The following is a 19,568-nucleotide window of genomic DNA, read 5'->3' on the forward strand; positions in this document are numbered from 1 at the left end:
AGGGTGTGGCCACTAGCCGTGAGAAGTTGAGCAAACGAGAGGCCCACCCGTGTCCGTAGTCGACCCGCCGGTCGCGGAGAAGCACGCCCTCTGGGAGGACGCCCTCGCGATCCCAAGCGGGGCCTTCCTGATGTCGTTCGGGCTGTTCCTGCTGAGCCAAATAGGCGGCGTGTCAGGCGGTATTGCGGGCGTCGCCATCCTAGGGAGTTACTGGACCAACTGGTCCTTCGGTCTGTTGTTCTTGATCCTCAACCTGCCCTTCTTTGCGCTGTCCATTGTGCGGATGGGCTGGATGTTCACCGCTAAGACGATCATCACAGTGGTGCTGATCTCCGCGTTCTCCGTGGTGCACGCCTACTACCTCGACGTCAGCTCGATAGGTCCTCTGTATGCGGCAATGTTCGCGGGACTTGCGGTGGGCGTCGGCATGATCATGATCTTCCGGCACGGGGGCTCGGCGGGAGGCTTTGGAATCCTGGCGGCGTATCTCCAGGCCACCCGCGGCATTCGCGCGGGGTATACGCAGGGCGCCTTCGATGTGGTCGTGGTTCTCGCCTCGCTGATGATCGTGCCGCCCTTCATTCTGTTCTGCTCGATCGTGGGTGCCGTGCTGCTCAATCTGATCCTGGCGATCAATCACCGGCCGGGTCGCTACTTCGGCTAGTACTTGGCCACGTCAGGCGTGGACGGGGACGTCGGCAGCGGCGCGTGTGGGGGAGAACACCACCCGCCGTTGCACCGCGTAGGAAACCACCCAAAGGGCCAGGTCGGTGATGATCTTGGCGGGCAGTAGCGCCATCCCGATTCCCGTGAGCAGCAGCAGGCCGGCGTAGCTTGCGCCCAGGATCACCGCCGCGAGGGCCACATAGCCGGCCACCTGCGGGAGCAATCTTCCCCGCGTACGGAAGACCGCGCCGCGGTTCATCCCAAAATTGGCCGACGAACTCAGCAGCCGCGCCCCCACCACCGAGACGCCCAGGGACCCGGTGAGCGCGTTCAGCGCGAGGAGCGCCACCGTGTCGATCGCGAAGGCCGCGAGTGAGGAACCCGCAAACAGCAGTAGGGGAGCGAGGACCAGCAGCGAGTCAGTGACGGGCCGGAAGTGCGAGGAGCTGTTCTCGTCCAGGTAGACGGTTTCGATGGGAACCTCGACCATGGGCACGTCCTGGCGGGAGGCCTCGAGCAGCAAACGCAACTCATAGGCGAAGCGCTCGCCCTGCACCTGGCTCGCCCAGCCGACCAATGATGCGGGGTACCCGCGCAGCCCCGTCTGAGTGTCCGTAATGCGCCTCCCTACGGCCGAGCTGACCAGCGCGGTCGTGGCGAGATTGCCTACGCGAGAGCGCAGCGGCACGGCCCCAACGAAGGCTCGCGCGCCCAGCACCACCGCGTCCGGGGCGCCCAACTGGGCGCGCTGCATGAGTTGCGCGCCGACCTTCAGGATGTCGGCTACCCGATGCTGCCCGTCGCTGTCCGCGCACACCACCGAGTCGTTCGGCGCCTCCCGTTGCAACCAGGAGAAGCCTAGGCGTAGCGCGTCTCCCTTTCCAAGATTGACCCGTCGCGCCACGACCACGGCACCAAGTGCCGCTACCTCACCAAACACATCCCCGTAGGAGGGCCCGGAGCCGTCGTCGACCACCAACACTGGGCAATGCGGGCTAAGGTCACGCACCAGCTCAACCAACCTGCTGTCGGGCTCGAACGACGGGATGAGCACCCACATCAGTCAGCCCACCCAGAGAATGTCGGAGACGCCACGTTCTTGTCCCGAGCCAAGTGGGTCGTTGACCAACTCGCCGTCGCTCACCATCGCCGACGAACCCCCGCCGTCAAGGTTGTACGCCTCGGTGGCGCCTAGGTCCTGCATGATCTGGGCGAGTTCGGGCAGCGTGACGCCCGCGCTATCGCTTGAGCGCCCATCGACCACGACGAAGACGTAGTGGTGGGGAGCGATCATTCCGATTGCCGTACGGGGCTGGTCGCCTTGGATCGAGTGGTTGCCGATGTTGGTGTCAATCTCGACCTGGTCGATGCCCTCCACGATCGCGCCGTCTGAGACCAGCGCCGGGCCGAACGAGAGAGTCTGCCAGGCGCCATCGGCGAGCAGCGCGTCGGCGCTGGTGGCGGTCTCGTCGTAGATATCCATCGAGCCGTCGGAATAGATCACCGCGCCAGTGCGCGCGCCTTCATCTCGATAAGCGACCCCGTTGCGGATCGCTATGCCCGTGTCGCGGAAGCCGTAGTAATCGCCGTTGATCGCGAAGGCCGCGCCCACCTCGGACGCGATCTCGGACGGGAACTGCGTGATGTTAAGCCCGAACGAATCCTGGGCGAAAGCGGACTTCAGCTGAGTGATGTCCGTGAATTGAGCATCGGCCACAAAGTAGGTCGCCTCGTCCGCGCCCGAGCCGAAGGTGTGTTCGGCAATGGTGATGTCCGCGGCGGGTGCGGCCGTGGCGTCGTCACTGCCTGCCGGGTCCGGCACCGCGGCGGAGTCGGACACTGACGCCGACGCGAGCGCGGCCTCGTACGAGGAGGCGTTTGACACCTCCACGTGCTCGAACACATAGCGGTCGAGCGCCCAGAGCGTCGGTCCGCCCACCAGAATAGTGAACCCGAGCAGACCCGTGAGGAGGATTCGCCGCACACGCCGTCGCCGGTTCGGGGGCCGAGGTTCGTAAGCAATTTGTAAGGTCACATTGCGAATCTATGAAGCGAAACTCGGATTTGGCCCGGACGTTTCTGGGGGCTTGCTGGGAATCGGCCTCGGCGCGCATTACCTACCACTTGGTAAGCGCGGTAAGGTGGGATCGCCCACCGTCGCGCGTTGTCCTTCTGTGTCCTTCATTTAGATCGGTGCCGCATGTCCACTCTTAGTCCGGCTCGTGCCCGGCTCGCTCTTACGGCCCTCGCACTCGGGGGATTCGGCATCGGCACCACGGAGTTCGTGGCGATGGGGCTGCTTCCCAACATCGCGGCCGACCTGCTGCCGGAGCTCGACGCGGTAGACCCGGCTGCGGCGATCGCGAAGGCCGGAGCGGTGATTACCGCGTACGCCCTCGGCGTCGTCGTGGGCGCGCCGACCATCGCCGCCTTCGCCGCGCGCTTCCCGCGCAAGACGCTGCTCACGGTGCTCGCGATTGCCTTCACGGTCGCGACGGTGGCTTCCGCGTTGGCGCCCACCTTCGAGACGGTCCTGGTAGCCCGCTTCCTAGCAGGGCTCCCGCACGGTGCCTACTTCGGAGTGGCGGCGCTGGTGGCGGCGAAGATCATGGGTCCGGGCAAGCGCGGTCAGGCGGTGGCCTTCGTGTTGTCGGGCTTGACCATCGCCAGCGTCATCGGGGTGCCCGCGATCACGTTCCTTGGTCAGCAGACTGGCTGGCGAATTGCCTACCTCGCGGTCGCGGGACTGTTTGCCCTCGCAACGCTCGCGATTGTCGCCTTCCTCCCGTGGCAGGAGGGTGACCCTGACGCGACCGTGCGCCGTGAGCTCGGAGCGTTCAAGCGCCCCGCGGTCTGGCTCGCGCTGCTCACTGGTGCGCTCGGCTTCGGCGGATTCTTTGCCGTTTACAGTTACGTGGCGCCGCTCGCGACCGAGATCACGGGCACCAGCGAGTCGTTTGTTCCGTTGGCGCTGGTCGTCCTGGGCCTCGGAATGACCTCCGGAAACCTCGTGGGAGGGCGGCTTGCGGACAGCGGCGCCATGCGTGCGGTGTTCATCCTGTTCGGCGCCTTTGCCATAGCCATGGTCCTGCTGATCGTGTTGGTACACGGGGTGACTGGCCTGCTGATCGGACTGTTCCTGGTGGGCGCCGCCGCCGCCGCGCTGTCGCCGGCCATTCAGACTCGACTTATGGACGTGGCGGGGGAGAGCCAAACCATCGCGGCTGCGGTCAACCACTCCTCGCTCAACCTCGGCAACAGCCTGGGGGCCTTCCTAGGCGGCGTCGTGATCGCCGCTGGCTGGGGCTACCTCGCACCAACGTGGATAGGGCTCGCCCTCATCCTTCCCGGCGCCGCGTGCGCGCTTGCCGGCTGGGCGATTACTCGCAACGCACCTATGCCAACCAAGCCTCACCTGGTAGAAGAAAGCGCGGACGCGCAGATGGGCGCGAGCGCCTAGCTCGGTTACTCGCCCGCGGTCGAGATGTCCGCGTCGAGTTCCTTGAGCGCACGACGAAGCACCTTGCCCACGTTCGTCTTGGGAAGATCCGCCACAAAGACGATGTCTCGCGGGCGCTTGTAGCCCGCCAGGCGGGTCTTCAGGTACTCGCGGAGCTCGCCCTCGGTGAGGGTCTCGTCCCGCTTGACCACGTAGAGCTTGGGGGCCTCGCCTGAGCTCTCGCTCGGCACACCGGTGGCGCCGGCCTCCTTGACCTTAGGGTGCAACATCGCCGCATCCTCGATCTCGCCGGGGAAGACGTTAAAGCCGGAGACCAGGATGATCTCCTTCTTGCGGTCGACGATCCGCAGGAACCCGTCCTCGTCCATGGTCGCGATGTCTCCGGTCAGCAGCCAGCCGCCGTCAAGAAGCACGTTCGCGGACTCTTCGGGGTTGTTCCAATAGCCGCGCATGACCTGCGGGCCCTTCACCGCAAGCTCTCCCGGCTCGCCCAGAGCCACATCCATGTGGTCCTCGCCCACGATGCGGACGTCTGTGGACGGCAGGGGGATGCCGATGGTGCCCTGGCGGGGAGCGATGTGAGTCGGGTTAACGGCCACCACGGGAGAGGCCTCTGTCAGCCCGTAGCCCTCAGTGATGTCCTTACCGGTCATCTCGCGCCACCTGTCGGCTACCGACGACCGCAGCGCCATTCCGCCCGCGACGGTGATTTGCAGGCCGCTGTGGGCGGTCTTAGCGAAGTTGGGGTCGTCCATGAGGGCCGCGGCGAGCGTGCTGACCAGCATGATCCCGTCGGGGTTGGATTTGTGAATGGTCTTGACGAACCCGGGCATGTCCCTCGGGTTGGTGATGAGGACGTTATGGGATCCGAACCGGAAGAACCCGATGGCATTCACAGTGAGCGCGAACACGTGATAAAGCGGGAGGGCCGCGATGACGACGTGCTGGCGGTCCTCGCCCAGGGTGTTGCGGATTTGGCCCATGAACTGCTCCTGATTGTTGAGCAGATTCCAGTGGGACAGCATCGCGGCCTTCGAACCGCCGGTTGTTCCGCCGGTGTACTGAAGCAGCGCTACGTCGCTCTGAGCCAGCTCGGGATCCTTCCACGTCGCCTCGGATCCGCGCTTGAGGGCGGCACGGAAGGGGACCGCTTCGGGGATCGAGAACTTGGGGACCATGTGCTTGATCTTGTCCGCGGCAAAGTTGATGAGGCTGCGCTTGGGCTGCGACAACATGTCGCCCGCGTCCGTGATCACCACGTGCTCGAGCGTCGACCCTGGCAGAAGTTCTTCGACCTTGTGCGCGAAGTTGGACATCACCACAATCGCGCGAGGCTTGGAGTCCTGCAGGGTCTCCCGGAGCTCGCTGACCGTGTACAGCGGGTTCGCATTAACGACGATCAGGCCCGCGCGCAACGCTCCATAGAACGCGACCGGGAACTGCAGCAAATTGGGCATCTGAATGACGATGCGGTCGCCCTTTTCGAGGCCGAAGTCATTTTGCAGGAACGCCGCGAAGTCGGTAGCGAGGCGGTCCACCTCGTTGAAGGTCAGGCTGCCGCCCAGGTTGGAGAATGCGATGTTATCGCCGTGGTTCGCCGCGGCGTTGCGGACCATGTCGCTCAGGGAGTGTTCCACCACGGCAGGAATCTGCGTGGGGACGGCATCGGGGTAGAACTTGAACCACGGGCGGTCCTCGCCCCCTACCGGGTCAGCGGAGGGAAGGTGGCTGTCTGCGTTCGTCGTCATGGTCATCCTCTTTGATGGGGTGCGCGTCTGGCAACAATGATGGGGTAGCGGAGGCCATAGTTACAACTGCGGCGCGCGGGTGACGCCCATCAAGAGATGAGCTTTGGCTCCGTCGCGCGAGGTAACCGCCGCCTGATAGCCGTCCGTAGTCGGTATTGCGGAAAACCCAACGGTGCCGGGCAGCATGATGGGCCGGAGGAAGTTTACCGACGTGGAATAGGAGCCCGCCACCCGCCCTTCGAGCGCGGCCAACGCGCGCGCGTGAGTCCACATCCCGTGAATGAGCGGGCGCGCGAAGCCAAACGCCCTAGCGGCCACCCTGCTGGTGTGAATGGGGTTGGGGTCGTGCGAGACCTCCCGATAGCGCCGCCCGAGGTCCGTGGGAAGCCGCCATTTGGCCTGGGGAGTGACGGGCTCGAAGGCGGGGCGTTCGGCCTGTTCCGGCTCACCGGGGGCGGCCATGCCCGTCGCGAGGTAGGTGCTGGAGCCGTCCCATACTGTCTCGCCGTCGACCCGAGCCTCGCCCACCAGGTCGATCAGCGCGCCGCGCTTGTGGGCTCGCAGGTTCTCTACGTGCACGCGTAGCTGCAGCCGCTCGCCGACTCCCACGGGGCGGTGCAGCGTCATCGAGTTGCTGACGTGCACCGCGCCAACGAGTCTGATGGAGGACTCCGGCGCGCCCAGGAGATGAACGTGCAGCGGGAAGGTGAGCACGTGGATCCAGGTGGGGGGCACTGAGTCCCTGAGCGTGAATCCGCAGACCCGGTTGTACTGCGCTAGTCGCGGGAGGGGCTGGTGTTGATCCTCGAGGACTGCCACCTGCTCCGGGATGCGGGCCGTCGTTGTGCGGCGGGGAACCAGGGCGCGCGCGAACACGGGTCCCATGTGGGGGGTGTGGTCGAGAATCTCCTCCGGCCTGACCATCAGGCGCCCACCAAATTCTGGCCGCACACGCGCACGACCTGCCCATTCACCCCAGCAGACGCCGGGTCGAGCAGGTAGCCGATGGTCTCGGCTACGTCCTCCGGCTGGCCACCCTGGCTGAGCGAATTGGTGCGACGGAAGATCTCCCGTTGCACGAACGGAATCCTGGCGGTCATGGCGGTCTCGATGAAGCCCGGGGCCACCGCGTTAGCCGTGATGGATCGCGCCGCGAGGTCCGGCGCCATCGCCTCGACCAGCCCGGCGACGCCGGCCTTGGACGCCGCATAGTTGGTCTGGCCCTTGTTCCCGGCGAGCCCGGAGGTGGATGCGATGCCCACAATCCGCCCACCGTCCATGACGGAGCCCGCCACGTCGGGATCGAGCAGCGCCTCGTTCATGCGGATCTGCGCGGCCAGATTGACGTCGAGCACGGACCCCCAGCGATCCGCGTCGGTGTTCACCAGCATCTTGTCGCGGGTGATTCCCGCGCAGTGCACCACGCCGTAGATTCGCTCGCCTCTGCGCGCCACGTGCTCCGCCACGACGGTGCCCGCATCGGGCGCGGTGATGTCCAGTTGCAGGGCCGTGCCCCCCACCTCGTTGGCGACCTCGGCGAGCCCCTCACCAGCGGCGGGGATGTCGACCGCCACGATGCTCGCCCCGTCGCGCGCGAGGGTCCGGGCGATTGACGCTCCGATGCCACGGGCGGCTCCCGTCACCACGATCACTTTGCCCAGCAAGGGTTGGTCGTCGAGCTGCTCCACCGAGCCGCCCGCCGTGGCCACGTGCCAAGATTGCCCGTCGACGAAGGCTGAGCGTCCCTGCAGGAGGAAGCCGAGCGTCGACACCAGGTCGCTGGGGGCGGCGTCCGCGGCCACGTAGATCAGGTTCGACGTCGCGCCGCGACGAAGTTCCTTGCCCACGGTCCGATTGATGCCGTCGAGGGCGCGCGCCACTGACTTTGACTCCCACCCTCCGCCAGATTCGCGCGCGATGATCACGATTCGCCCGGAGCCCTCGAGCGCCCGAATGGCGGGCCGTAGTACCGCCCGTAGGTTCTCGAGTTGCGTAATGGTCGACAGGTCGGTCGCGTCGACGACGAGCGCGCCAATGCGTGAACCGTAACCAGGGGGTGAGGCGGCCGGCACGTCGACGATCGGCGCCGAAGTCTGCAGCCCCAGTAACGCGAGCGTCTCCTCCGCGAGGGTCGACGAGCCGATGGGCGCTAGCACGACGGCGCCCTTGGTCCACGTGCGGCCGCGACGAAGCTTGGGAGGATCGGCGAGGCCGGCGCGGTTGGCGACGGCGTGGCCGACGGGGGAGTAGAAGATCTTCTCGAGAGCGCCCATCACACTGCCTCCAGGATCGCGACGACGCCGAGTCCGCCGGCGGCGCACACGGAGATCAGGCCGCGGCTTCCCGGTCCTAGGTCGTGGAGGGACTTGGCGAGGGTGGGAACGATGCGGGCACCGGTGGCGGCGAAGGGGTGGCCCACGGCGAGCGATGAGCCCGTCGTGTTGAGCCGTGCCCGGTCGAGCGTGCCGATGGGGCCCCGTAAGCCGACTCCTCGGCAGTACTCGTCCGACTCCCATGCGGACAGGGTCGCGAGCACGGTCGAGGCGAAGGCCTCGTGAATCTCTACCAAGTCGAAGTCGTCCAGGGTCAACCCGTTGCGTTCGAGCATCCGGCCGGTCGCCGCCACTGGCGCGAGCAGTAGGTCGCCTCCGCCGGGGTGATCGATCGCGGCCACATTCGCATCGACGAATCGCGCGAGCACCGGGAGGTGGTTGTCCCTGGCCCACTGCTCGCTGCCGAGCAGCACTGCGGCAGCACCGTCGGAGAGAGCGGTGGAGTTGCCGGCCGTCATGGTGCCGTGGGGTCCGCCGAAGGCGGGCTTGAGTTTGGCGAGCTTCTCAACGGAGGTGTCGGGGCGGAGGATGGCGTCGCGTGCGACCCCGAGGTAGGGAGTGACCAGGTCGTCGAAGAATCCTGCGTCCCAGGCGGATGCCAACGAATGGTGAGAGGCCGCAGCCAGTTCATCCTGCGCCTCGCGCGTGATCTCCCAACGCTCCGTTGTCAGCGCCTGATGCTCGCCCATGGACAGCCCGGTGCGGGGCTCGCTGACCGAGGGCGCGAGCGGCTTGAGGTGGCTTGGCCTAATGCGCGCGAGCGCCTTCAGCCGTGCGGAAGTCGATCGAGCAGCATTGGCTGCGAGCAACGTCCTGCGCAGCGGTTCGCTTACCGTGATGGGAGCGTCCGATGCGGAGTCAGCCCCTCCGGCGATGCCCGACTCGATCTGCCCAAGGGAAATCTTGTTGGCGATGTAGATCGTCGCCTCGAGTCCAGTCCCGCATGCCTGCTGCAGGTCGCACGCCGGGGTGTCGGGTGCCAGGGACGAGCTGAGGACGGCCTCTCGGGTCAGGTTGAAGTCGCGAGGGTGCTTGAGTACTGCACCCGCGACTACCTCCCCGATGCGCATCCCGCTGAGGCCGTAACGGGCAGCAAGCCCGTCAATCGCTGACGTGAGTAGGTCGTGAGTCGAGGCCTGGGAGTAGGGTCCCCCTGCCTTCGCGAAAGGGGTGCGGTTTCCACCTACGATGACGGCGTTGCTGTTCATCATGCCTCCATTGGCTTGAGAATCGGGTGCGGGACTGTTCACGAGGATTTCTCCGATACTTACGGTAGCAGATACTCGCGGTATCGGTTATGGTGAAGCCATGACTGGAGATGGTCGAGATACTCGATGGGACGCGCACCGCATTACACGCCGCCGTGAATTGGTGTCGCATGCCTTGCGCGCCATCCGCGTGAATGGCGCAGGTGTCGGTATGGACGAGATCGCGTCGCGGGCCGGAACCTCTAAGACCGTGTTCTACCGCCACTTTGGCGATCGCGCCGGGCTGTATGAGGCCGTCGTGGAGTCCGTGCACGCCTACATCGAACAGGGCCTCACCACCGCGATAGCGGCTCACGAGCCGGCCAATCTTGACCATCTGGCGACCGTGCTGTCGGACGCGTACCTGACCCTGGTCGAGCGTGACCCCGAGATCTATCGGTTCGTGATGAACGGCCCGATTCCCGGCGCCGCCGCCGGGGATCCCATGGGCTCGATGCCCGTGCGCATGGGCGACTACGTCACCGGCGTGATTGTCGCAAGCGAGAACGGCCCTGGCGTGTCCGCGCAGTGTGCGGCCACGTGGGGTCACGGCCTAGTCGGCTTCATCAGCGCGGTCGTCGCCAGATGGATGGAGTCCGGTCAGCGCGAGCCGCGCGACCAGGTGGTCGACCACGTTTCGAGACTTTTTGCGCCCGCATTCGCGAGCGCCATGACCCCCAGCTGAGCGACCCCCCCAAAGGAGCAACAATGACGTTGACCGACACGACCAGGGCAACCGAGAACGAGGAACGCCTCACGACCCTCGGGGCGTCCATGCGGCGTGCGCTCGACGGCCCGTTCGCCGATGCGCGTGAGGCCGGCCGAAGCACGTTCCCCGCCGCCGATCTGTTGAGAGATCCCGCGGCGGACATCGAGCAATCCAGGCAGTGGACTCTTGACAGGCTCCTGTTCCTTAACGCGAACGGCCTGGGCTCGGTGGGAGTACCAGCCGGCGCGAACGCGGTGTCGGATCCACTCTCCGCCGTCATGACCTTTGAACTACACGCCCATGGCGACCTGTCCGTCACTATTAAGTCCGGCGTCCAGTTCGGGCTATTCGGCGGCGCGGTCACCAACCTCGGCACGGCGTGGCACCACGAGACCTACCTGCCAGACATCACCTCGATGCGCTTGCTCGGCGGCTTCGCCATGACTGAACTTGGCCACGGCAGCGACGTGGCGAGCATCGAGACCACGATCACCTACCTGCCGGATACCCAGGAGTTCGAGGTCAACTCGCCGTCCCCGAGCGCCGCCAAGGCCTACATCGGCAACGCGGCGCGCGACGGTCACATGGCCGCCGTCTTTGGCCAGCTCTACGTGGGGGGAGTGTGTCAGGGCGTGCACACCATCCTGGTGCCGCTGCGGTCCGATGACGGCGACGTGCTGCCCAACGTGAGCATCGGCGACCAGGGCCACAAGGGCGGTCTGCTCGGAGTGGACAACGGCACCATCCTGTTCGACCACGTCCGCGTGCCGCGTCGCATGCTGCTCGACCGCTATGGCGGAGTCGACGAGCAAGGCAACTACCAGTCGGCAATCGACAATCCCAACCGGCGCTTCTTTACGATGCTTGGCACGCTGGTGCGCGGGCGCGTGTGCATCGCGGCCGGGGGCGGAATCGCCGCCCGCCGGGCGCTGTCCATCGCGACCCGCTACTCGCTCAAGCGGCGCCAGTTCCCGGAGGCGGGCAGGCAGGGCGGAGTGCTGCTCCTTGACTACCTCGTGCACCAGCGCCGGCTCCTTCCCCGCATCGCGCGCAGCTACGCACTCGGCTTTGCCCAGAACGAACTGACGGAGATGTTGGTTCACATCCAGGGGGGAGGGGAGCACACCGAAGTCGACCAGCGGGAATTGGAGTCCCGCGCGGCCGGGCTGAAGGCAGTGACCACCCGCTTTGCGAACGAGACGGTTCAGGAGGCCAGGGAGGCGTGCGGCGGCGCCGGCTACCTCAGCGAGAACCGACTCACGGACCTGCGTAGCGACGTGGACGTGTTCGCGACGTTCGAGGGCGACAACACCGTGCTGATGCAACTGGTGACCAAGTCGTTGTTGTCCGACTACAAGCGGGCGTGGGGTGAGCTCGACCGCAGTGGGGTAGTGCGCGAGACCGGTCGGGTGGTCAGCGAGACGATGATGGAACGCACCGCCGCGTCGATCATGCTCGACAAACTCGCGGCATCCGCGCGGCGCAGGCCGGAGGAGTCCAGCCTTACCGATTCCTCGTGGCACGCCCTGATGTTCGAGGAACGTGAGCGCCACTCGCTTGAGTCGCTCGCGCGGCGTTTCAAGGCCGCCTCGCAGAGCAAGGGTGACTCATTCGAGAAGTTCAACGCGCTGGGGGATCACGTGCAGTTCGTGGCCAGGGCGCACATGGAACGCGTCGCGCTGGAGGCCTTTGTCGCGGGCATAGCCGCGTGTAAGGACGCGGACGCGCGGCAGGTGCTGAAGACGCTGTGCACGCTGTTCGCGCTGGGCAGCATCGATACCGACCGCGCGTGGTTCCTGGAGCACAACCGCATCAGCGGCTCCAACGCCAAGGCTATCGGCGGCACGCTGAACGACCTGTGCCGGACCCTGCGGCCAAATGCCCTCGCACTTGTCGAGGGCATGGGGATACCGGAGCAGTGGCTACGCGCCGCGATCCTGGAGGATTGAAAAATGACGATGCCCAGGGCACCTAAGCCCTGGGCATCGTGACTTCTAGCGCGCCAAGCGCGCCGTCGCAGCTAGTTGTTGTCGTACCGCGGCTTGCGAGGCGGACGCTTGTCGTAGCCGCCGGCAGTGTCGTCGCGGGACAGCGTGCCACCCCTCGGTGACGCGCCGTTGTCGAGCTTGAGATCGATCAGGATCCCGCTGATGCGAGTCTTCTGCAACTTGCGAAAGGCGTCCTGTGAAAGGTTGGAGGGAAGCTCAACGAGCGAGAAGTTCGGGTGGATCTTGATCGCGCCAAAGTCTCCGCGGCCCAGGCCACCCTCGTTGGCGATGGCACCCACGATCTGCCGGGGCTCCACCTTGTGACGCTTGCCTACCGCGATGCGGTAGGTCGCCATGGGGCCCGATGCGGAACTGCGGTCGTTGCCGCGCGAGCTACGACCAGTGCTGGGACCTGAGTCGCGCGCGTTGCCCTTGCCGACTGCGCGCTGATCAAACTCCTGCTTGCGCGGCTCGGCGGCGGGGTCGATGAGCAGGGGAGTATCTCCCTGGGCCATCACGGCAAGCGCGGCGGCGACGTCCGCCTCCGGCACGTCGTGGTGTTCGACGTAGTGATCGATGATGTCGCGGAACTTGGAGATGCGATCCTGCAGGAGCAGCGCGGCGGAGATGGAGTCGTCGAATCGCGTGAGCCTTGTCGCATTGACGTCCTCGGCCGTGGGCAGGTGCATCTGAGTGAGCGGTTGACGCGTGGCTCGCTCGATGGAGCTCAGCATGCGACGCTCGCGAGGAGTCACAAAACTGATGGCGGCACCCGTGCGCCCGGCGCGACCCGTACGACCCACGCGGTGCACGTAGGACTGGGTGTCGATGGGAAGGTCGAAGTTCACGACGTGGCTGATTCGATCCACATCGAGCCCGCGGGCGGCAACGTCGGTCGCCACCAAGATGTCGAGCTTGCCGTCCTTGAGCTGCTTGATGGTCTTCTCGCGCTGAGCCTGGACGATGTCGCCGTTGATGGCAGCAGCAGCGTAGCCACGGGCGCGCAGTTTCTCGGCGACGACCACGGTGTCGTTCTTGGTCCGGGTGAACACGATCATTCCCTCGAAGTTTTCCACCTCGAGGATGCGTGTCAGCGCGTCGACTTTCTGCGGGAAGCCCACGATCAGGTACCGCTGGGTGATGTTCGCGGAGGTGGTGGTCTTCTCCTTGATCGTGACTTCGGCCGGGTTATTCAGGTACTTGGACGACAGTCGGCGGATCTGCGCCGGCATGGTCGCGGAGAAGAGCGCCACCTGCTTGTCGTCGGGGGTGGATGCCAGAATCGTCTCAACGTCCTCCGCGAAGCCCATCTTGAGCATCTCGTCTGCCTCGTCGAGAACTAGGTACTTCAACTCGGAAAGGTCGAGAGTGCCCTTGTCGAGGTGATCCATGATGCGACCTGGCGTACCGACAATGATGTGGACGCCGCGACGCAGCGCGGAGAGCTGGACTCCGTAGCCCTGGCCGCCGTAGACGGGGAGGATGTGCACGCCGGCGCTGTGGCCCGCGTAGGTCTCGAACGCCTCACATACCTGGAGTGCAAGCTCGCGAGTGGGTGCCAACACGAGCGCCTGCGGATTCTTCTGCGAGCGGTCTAGCCGGTCGAGGATGGGCAACGCGAAGGCTGCGGTCTTGCCGGTGCCGGTCTGCGCGAGTCCGATGACGTCGCGGCCCTCGAGCAGGTGCGGAATGGTGGAGGCCTGAATGGCCGATGGGGTCTCGTATCCGACACCCTTGAGGGCCTTGAGGACGGCGTCGCCTAGGCCGAGATCGGCAAAGGTGACTGCGTCGTGCGACTCTAGGGGGCTATCAGTGGGCGGATTATCGGAAGTAGGCATAGGTATACGGTAGTTCGTCGCGAGCACCTTGGCGCACCGCACGCGCGTTGCGGAGTGCTAAAAGAACTGTGGGAGGCTGACGAAGTGACCGACGTTCCCCCTCCACTGCACCCCGGGCGCGACCCCGGAGACGCGTGGGTCGTGATCGATTCTGGCGAGAAGGTATGGGGCCGGTTCGGCGCGGCGGGCCTACTCGCGGTGGACCCCTCGCGTGGCGTGCTGATGCAGCATCGCGCGTTGTGGAGCCATCACGGCGGCACCTGGGGACTGCCCGGCGGCGCCCGGCATCTGGACGAGGACGCGATCACCGCAGCGCTCCGCGAAGCCCACGAAGAGGCGGGTGTTCCCCCGAATGCCGTTCGCCCGTTTGCCACGACGGTGCTCGACCGTGGCGTCTGGACGTATACGACCGTGATCGCCCGGGTGGAGCAGCCCTTCGAGCCCGTGGCGGGCGACGAGGAAAGCCTCGCGCTTGCCTGGGTGCCGGTGGATGAGGTTGCCAGTCTCGATCTCCACCCCGGTTTCGCGAAGGCGTGGCCGGGCCTGCGCGAGATGATTTCCGGCTCCGCAGAGGAAGCCGACCGAGAATAGCCCGGCGGTTGAGCCGACGTGGTCGCTCGTCATCGTGTGCCTGTTTTCCTCCCCTGCACGGAGACGTGGGAGGACATCGCAGGAAAACCAGTTGAGAGACACCCGCAGCCCTTCGTTCTGTCGTATCGTTTCGTGCCGGTAGGGTCGATGGGTGTTCAATATCGAGACTCTGCGATTCGCGCTGGGCGCACTCTCGGTCGTGGTGCTCGTGCTGTTCTACGTCGGCGTGTACCGGCCCACCAAGTCACCATTCGCCGGGTGGTGGTCGCTGGCGCTGCTGTGCTCGGCCGTCAGCCCCGCGCTTTTGCTGCTGAACGGGACCGATTGGCAGGTCCTCGCGAACCCGATGTCCAGCCTGGTCTCGACGATCGGCGTGATCTGTGTGTGGTTCGCGACCAGGTCGCTGCGCTCCCTGCCGCCTGTGCCATGGGTGATGTACGGCGCTCCGGCAATAGTGGCCGTCGCGGCTCTGCTTGACGATCCAGCCACCAATGACTGGGCGGGGAACGGCCTGCTCTTCGTCGTGATGGCGCTGTTCTTCTCGCTCGGCGCGCGGGACATCTGGCTCGCGTGGCGAGAGCGCCGGCAGTCGCCGCAGTGGGTTCACGATGGCGAGGCGCGCGTCGCGCTCATGGTGAGCGCGCTCGCGTCGACACTGCTGGCTGTGTTCTATACCTGGCGAGCAGTGCTCTACGTGGTGGCAGGACACGAAAGTAGTGTCTTCACCACGACGGTTGGTAGCGGCCCCGCCACGGTGGTGCTGCTCATCACACTGGTCGCGGTCACGTTCTCGGTGGCGGCTCTGGGTTACGACGAACAGACGCGCGAACTACGCCGCCGCGTGGCGCTCGACGACCTCACCGGGCTCCTGGCGCGCACGGCCTTCTTCGAACGCGTCTCCACCGCCATCGCGAAGCCGTGTTCCTCGGGCCAGGAGCGGCTCTTTGTAGTCGCGGACCTCGATCACTTCAAGGACATCAACGACCAGCACGGTCACGCGGCCGGCGACCGAGCGCTCGAGGTATTTGCCGCCGCCGTCACCGAGTCGCTCGACGACGGCGAACTCGCGGGCCGGCTGGGGGGAGAGGAATTTGCTCTCCTCCTGTGCGAAACCTCCACGAGCGACGTGTCGGAGCGCTTGAGTGATTTGGGCGATAGTTTTGCGGCATCGGCGCTGCGCAGCGGCATCACCGTGCCGACGGTGAGTTTCGGCGTGTCGGTGGCCGTGGGTGGCGTGCCCGTTGAACGCTCCCTCGCGAGGGCCGATGCGGCGATGTACCAGGCGAAAGCGGCCGGACGAGACCGCGTAGTTGTTGACATGGTTCCCCTGTCCACCGCGGCCCTAGAAGACTGATCGGCGCCCTCAGCGTCGCGGAGCTCGTAGCCTAGGGCCTTCTCCTAGGTAGCAGGAAGTGCTGCCTCAATCGCCGCGATGACCTCCGGGGAGTCGGGCTTGGTGGTGGGGCGGAAGCGGGTAACTGCGCCGTCCGTACCCACCACGAACTTCTCGAAGTTCCACTTAATGCGTCCAGCCTTGCCGTCCGCGTCGGCATGTGACGTGAGTTCCGCATAGAGCGGGTGGCGGTGTCGACCGTTGACTCGGATTGTCTCGAACATCGGAAAGGTCACGCCCCAGGTTCGCGAGCAATACTCCTGAATGGCGTCCGCGGAGCCCAGCTCCTGCATGAACTGATTACTCGGAAAGCCGAGCACGGTAAAGCCGCGATCGCCGTAGGTTTTTTGCAACTGCTCCAGCTGCTCGTACTGGGGCGCGAGCCCGCACCGCGAGGCGACGTTGACGATCATCAGCGCCTTGTCCGAGTAGGCGCCGACAGTGGTCTTGGTGCCGTCGATGGTCGTGATCTCGATTGAGTCGAGCGCCGCGTTGCTAGTCATGGCTTGGTCAACAGCCATCGGAGACGATGTGTTCCCCACCCGACGATGCGGCGCAGGATTCGCACTACCAGGAGGAAGGAGCGTAGTCCTTCAGGAAGACCCCGAAGAGGTCCTCGCCGGCCTCGCCCCGCACCACCGGGTCGTACACCCGCGCGGCACCATCGACAAGGTCGAGCGGAGCGTGGAAACCCTCCTCGGCGAGGCGGACCTTGGTGGGGTGGGGGCGCTCGTCGGTGATCCAGCCCGTGTCGACGCTGGTCATCAGAATGTGGTCCGACTCGAACATCTCGCGAGCGCTGGTTCGGGTCAGCATGTTGACGGCAGCCTTCGCCATGTTGGTGTGCGGGTGGCCGGGACCCTTGTAGCCGCGGGTGAACACGCCCTCCATCGCGGAGACGTTCACCACGTAGCTGCGGCCCGAGCCCTCCGCGGCCGCGCCGCGGGCACCTGCCGCGAGCTGCGTGCGCAGTCGGTTGATCAGGATGAAAGGCGCGGTGCTGTTGCAGAGCTGGACCTCGAGCAGTTCGAGCGCGTCAACGTCTCCCACCGCCTGCACCCAGGAGTTCACGTCGTGCAGGTCGGGGACGAGCCCTCCCGCGTCGATGGCGCTACCGTCAGCTAGTTTCTCGAGAGAGGAGGATCCGGGCGCGAGTGCGAGCGACGTGAGGCGTCGCGCATTCTCCGAGGCGATGGCGGCGTCCGCGGCAGTGTCGCGGCGAGCCTGGTCCGCCACCTCGCTGCTCCCCGCGGCGTGGCCCACCTCCGCGGAGTGGGCGGAGGCAAGCAATGGGTGCGCGGTCACTGATTGCTGCAGCGCGTGGGGGTGGACGTCGGTCGCGTGGCCAAACGTGAGCATCGCGGGCCCGCGGCCCTCAGGCCAGAGGTTGTCCTCGACCGGCACGGACTCGGCCTCGGCCAGCGGTGCGTACGAGCCGGGGGAGCGGCGCACCGTCTGGGCGGCGTTGTTGATCAGGATGTCTAGGGGACCCTCGGCCGCCACGGAGTCGGCGAGCGACACCACTTGGGACGGGTCACGCAAGTCGATTCCGACGACGGTGAGGCGGTGTAACCAGTCCCCGGCATCGTCCATTGCGGCGAAGCGGCGCACCGCGTCGCGCGGGAAGCGGGTGGTGATGGTGGTGTGGGCGCCGTCCCTGAGGAGGCGCAGCGCGATGTGCATGCCGATCTTGGCTCTGCCGCCGGTCAGCAACGCGCGCTTGCCGCGCAGGTCGGTGCGAGCGCCACGCTTGGCGTGCCCCAGGGATGCGCACGCGGGGCAGAGCTGGTGATAGAACGCGTCGACCGTGCTGTACTTCTGCTTGCAGATGTAGCACGGGCGCGCCTTGGTGAACGTCCCCGCCGTGGCCGCCTGCGCACTCGCCGTCAGCGTGAGTCCGCGCGTCTCGTCGTCGATCCGGTCCGCGGCGCCGGTGGCGGTGCTCGCGACTACCGCACGGTCTGCCTCGGCAATGGAGGCCCGCTTCTCGCTGCGGCGCGCCTGCTTCACGGCCTTGATCATGCGGGCAGTGGCGTGGCGTACGGCAATGAAATCCGCGTGCTCTTCGTCTACCTCGTTGAGGGCGGCCAGCACCCGCAGGGTCGTCGCCAGATCGTCCGGGTCGATACCGTTGTCAGCATCGGCGGCCTCCGCGGGAACGATTACGGCGGCGTCGTTGTTAGATTCGTTAAGGTCTTTGGGCACGTGCCAGAGCCTACATTCACCACAATAGAAGGAGTGCACATGGCAGTCTCAAGCAAGTCACACACCACCTGGTCGGGAGACCTCCCCACCGGATCCGGCCACACAACGCTGGCGTCGTCCAACGCCGCCGACTTCGACATCAACTGGAACGCGCGTTCCGCCGGTGGCGCAGGCGCAGTTACCCCCGAGGAATTGCTGGCCGCCGCCCATTCCTCCTGCTACGCCATGGCGCTCTCGCACGCGCTGGGCGAGAACGGCACCGCACCGTCGGAGCTGTCCGTCGACGCGCAGGTCGACTTCGTTCCTGGCGAGGGAGTGAAGTCCAGCGCCATTACGGTCGTGGCGACCGTCCCCGGGCTGAGTGCCGATGAGTTCGCGAAGTTCGCTGAGGACGCGAAGGCGAACTGCCCCGTATCCCAGGCGCTCTCGGGCATCGAGATCACGCTGGCAAGCGTCACGCTCAACTAGCGGCTCTGGGCGGACGGCACCTTCCCGAGACTGTCGGCTAAGTTGATGCGATGGCTAGTGGAGACGCGGTGACCAAATCCGCCGGATACGTGCGCAGAGGCTTGAGCAAGTCGGGGGCGTCCGGATTCTTCCTGGGTGCCTCCTACGTCCTGCGCGGCTTCCGAGCTTGGTCGCGCAGCCCCCGCCTGATGGGCTGGGGGCTGCTGCCAGGCGTGGTTTCCGTGCTACTCGTCGCGACGGCGGTAGTGGTTTTCTCCTACAACCTCGGGGATGCCGCCACCTGGATTCTGGAACGCGTCGCCTCGGGGGTGACGGGCCCTCTCGCGACGGTGCTGTGGGTGGTCATAGCGATCGGCCTGATCGCCGGGACCTTGTTGATCGCCGTCTACAGTTTTACGGCGCTCACCCTGTTGGTGGGGCAGCCGTTCTTTGAACGCATTTCCCGCGAGGTGGACGCCGAGTTGGGCGCCCCGACGGCGGTGGCGGAGGAGTCTTGGGTGCGCGGCCTGCTGCGTGGCCTCGCGGAGGCGGCGCGACTGCTCGCGCTGGCGTTGCTGGTCGCGTCCTCGCTGTTCATCCTGGGGCTCGTGCCGGTGGTCGGCACCGCCGTTGCCTTCACGACGGGCGCCGTTTTTGGCGGGTGGCTGGTCACCCTGGAACTCACGTCCTATTCGCTTTCGCGCCGGGGAACCGTCACCCTGCGCGAACGACGCCGCCAGCTCGCCAGCCAACGTTCGGTGTCGGCCGGCTTCGGAGTCACCGTGTTTCTGCTGTTCCTCCTGCCCTTGGGTGCGGTGGCGACCATGCCCGCAGCGACCGTGGGCGCCACGCTGCTTACCCGGCGACTCCTCGGCGAGGCCGACCGAGCGGGGCCTCCGCGGCTGCCCGAGTCATGCGCGGCGCAAGCCTAGGCTGCGCGCTT

At 66.1% G+C, this 19,568-nt stretch carries 17 protein-coding genes; 8 read left to right on the forward strand and 9 right to left on the reverse strand.

Annotation, left to right across the window (positions count from 1 at the left end):
* The first annotated feature begins 49 nt into the window (after positions 1-49).
* Positions 50-664, forward strand: coding sequence for a YitT family protein (locus ACQU6B_RS06425; RefSeq protein ID WP_430866716.1), 615 nt, complete (start codon positions 50-52; stop codon positions 662-664).
* 12 nt (positions 665-676) lie between these two features.
* On the opposite strand, the gene ACQU6B_RS06430 is transcribed toward ACQU6B_RS06425, so the two are convergent.
* The gene (locus ACQU6B_RS06430; RefSeq protein WP_430866717.1) at positions 677-1,726 is read right to left on the reverse strand and encodes a GtrA family protein; all 1,050 of its coding nucleotides are present in this window, start codon (positions 1,724-1,726) and stop codon (positions 677-679) included.
* Between the two features lie 3 nt (positions 1,727-1,729).
* Entirely contained in the window at positions 1,730-2,650 is a 921-nt protein-coding gene (locus ACQU6B_RS06435; protein WP_430866718.1) for a phosphodiester glycosidase family protein, read from the reverse strand.
* 216 nt (positions 2,651-2,866) lie between these two features.
* Here ACQU6B_RS06435 and ACQU6B_RS06440 point away from each other — a divergent pair, with 216 nt between their 5' ends.
* Positions 2,867-4,126 (forward strand): MFS transporter, encoded by a 1,260-nt coding sequence (locus tag ACQU6B_RS06440; protein ID WP_430866719.1) that lies wholly within the window; start codon positions 2,867-2,869, stop codon positions 4,124-4,126.
* A gap of 5 nt (positions 4,127-4,131) precedes the next feature.
* On the opposite strand, the gene ACQU6B_RS06445 is transcribed toward ACQU6B_RS06440, so the two are convergent.
* From ACQU6B_RS06445 to ACQU6B_RS06460, 4 genes are read right to left on the reverse strand one after another with little or no spacing between them, the layout of a single operon-like run.
* Positions 4,132-5,874, reverse strand: a complete 1,743-nt coding sequence (locus ACQU6B_RS06445; protein ID WP_430866720.1) for an AMP-binding protein — start codon at positions 5,872-5,874, stop codon at positions 4,132-4,134.
* Positions 5,875-5,934: 60 nt separating this feature from the next.
* The gene (locus ACQU6B_RS06450) at positions 5,935-6,759 is read right to left on the reverse strand and encodes a MaoC/PaaZ C-terminal domain-containing protein (protein ID WP_430866721.1); all 825 of its coding nucleotides are present in this window, start codon (positions 6,757-6,759) and stop codon (positions 5,935-5,937) included.
* A 38-nt stretch (positions 6,760-6,797) separates the two neighbouring features.
* On the reverse strand, positions 6,798-8,147 hold the full coding sequence (locus ACQU6B_RS06455) for a 3-oxoacyl-ACP reductase (protein WP_430866722.1): 1,350 nt from the start codon (positions 8,145-8,147) through the stop codon (positions 6,798-6,800).
* The gene (locus tag ACQU6B_RS06460) at positions 8,147-9,418 is read right to left on the reverse strand and encodes an acetyl-CoA C-acetyltransferase (RefSeq protein WP_430866723.1); all 1,272 of its coding nucleotides are present in this window, start codon (positions 9,416-9,418) and stop codon (positions 8,147-8,149) included. Before ACQU6B_RS06460 ends, ACQU6B_RS06455 begins: the two co-directional genes overlap by 1 nt.
* Positions 9,419-9,515: 97 nt before the next feature.
* Here ACQU6B_RS06460 and ACQU6B_RS06465 point away from each other — a divergent pair, with 97 nt between their 5' ends.
* Positions 9,516-10,139: a TetR/AcrR family transcriptional regulator gene (locus ACQU6B_RS06465; protein ID WP_430866724.1), complete on the forward strand. Its 624-nt coding sequence runs from the start codon at positions 9,516-9,518 to the stop codon at positions 10,137-10,139.
* Between the two features lie 23 nt (positions 10,140-10,162).
* Entirely contained in the window at positions 10,163-12,112 is a 1,950-nt protein-coding gene (locus ACQU6B_RS06470; protein ID WP_430866725.1) for an acyl-CoA dehydrogenase, read from the forward strand.
* 71 nt (positions 12,113-12,183) lie between these two features.
* On the opposite strand, the gene ACQU6B_RS06475 is transcribed toward ACQU6B_RS06470, so the two are convergent.
* Positions 12,184-13,989 (reverse strand): DEAD/DEAH box helicase, encoded by a 1,806-nt coding sequence (locus tag ACQU6B_RS06475; protein ID WP_430866726.1) that lies wholly within the window; start codon positions 13,987-13,989, stop codon positions 12,184-12,186.
* Positions 13,990-14,073: 84 nt separating this feature from the next.
* Here ACQU6B_RS06475 and ACQU6B_RS06480 point away from each other — a divergent pair, with 84 nt between their 5' ends.
* Together ACQU6B_RS06480 and ACQU6B_RS06485 are read left to right on the forward strand one after the other, a co-directional pair.
* Positions 14,074-14,580 (forward strand): NUDIX domain-containing protein, encoded by a 507-nt coding sequence (locus ACQU6B_RS06480; RefSeq protein ID WP_430866727.1) that lies wholly within the window; start codon positions 14,074-14,076, stop codon positions 14,578-14,580.
* A gap of 151 nt (positions 14,581-14,731) precedes the next feature.
* On the forward strand, positions 14,732-15,934 hold the full coding sequence (locus ACQU6B_RS06485) for a diguanylate cyclase domain-containing protein (protein WP_430866728.1): 1,203 nt from the start codon (positions 14,732-14,734) through the stop codon (positions 15,932-15,934).
* 44 nt (positions 15,935-15,978) lie between these two features.
* Here the strand turns inward: ACQU6B_RS06485 and ACQU6B_RS06490 are convergent, their stop codons facing one another.
* Complete coding sequence (locus ACQU6B_RS06490; protein ID WP_430866729.1) at positions 15,979-16,476, reverse strand: glutathione peroxidase; 498 nt, start codon at positions 16,474-16,476, stop codon at positions 15,979-15,981.
* A gap of 64 nt (positions 16,477-16,540) precedes the next feature.
* Positions 16,541-18,136, reverse strand: a complete 1,596-nt coding sequence (locus ACQU6B_RS06495; protein ID WP_430869223.1) for an SDR family NAD(P)-dependent oxidoreductase — start codon at positions 18,134-18,136, stop codon at positions 16,541-16,543.
* Between the two features lie 81 nt (positions 18,137-18,217).
* On the opposite strand from ACQU6B_RS06495, the gene ACQU6B_RS06500 reads away from it, so the two are divergent.
* Entirely contained in the window at positions 18,218-18,646 is a 429-nt protein-coding gene (locus tag ACQU6B_RS06500) for an OsmC family peroxiredoxin (protein WP_430866730.1), read from the forward strand.
* A 68-nt stretch (positions 18,647-18,714) separates the two neighbouring features.
* Positions 18,715-19,557, forward strand: a complete 843-nt coding sequence (locus tag ACQU6B_RS06505; protein WP_430866731.1) for an EI24 domain-containing protein — start codon at positions 18,715-18,717, stop codon at positions 19,555-19,557.
* The last annotated feature ends 11 nt before the right edge of the window (positions 19,558-19,568 follow it).

The organism is Demequina aurantiaca, from assembly GCF_050598105.1.
Taxonomy (GTDB): domain Bacteria; phylum Actinomycetota; class Actinomycetes; order Actinomycetales; family Demequinaceae; genus Demequina; species Demequina aurantiaca_A.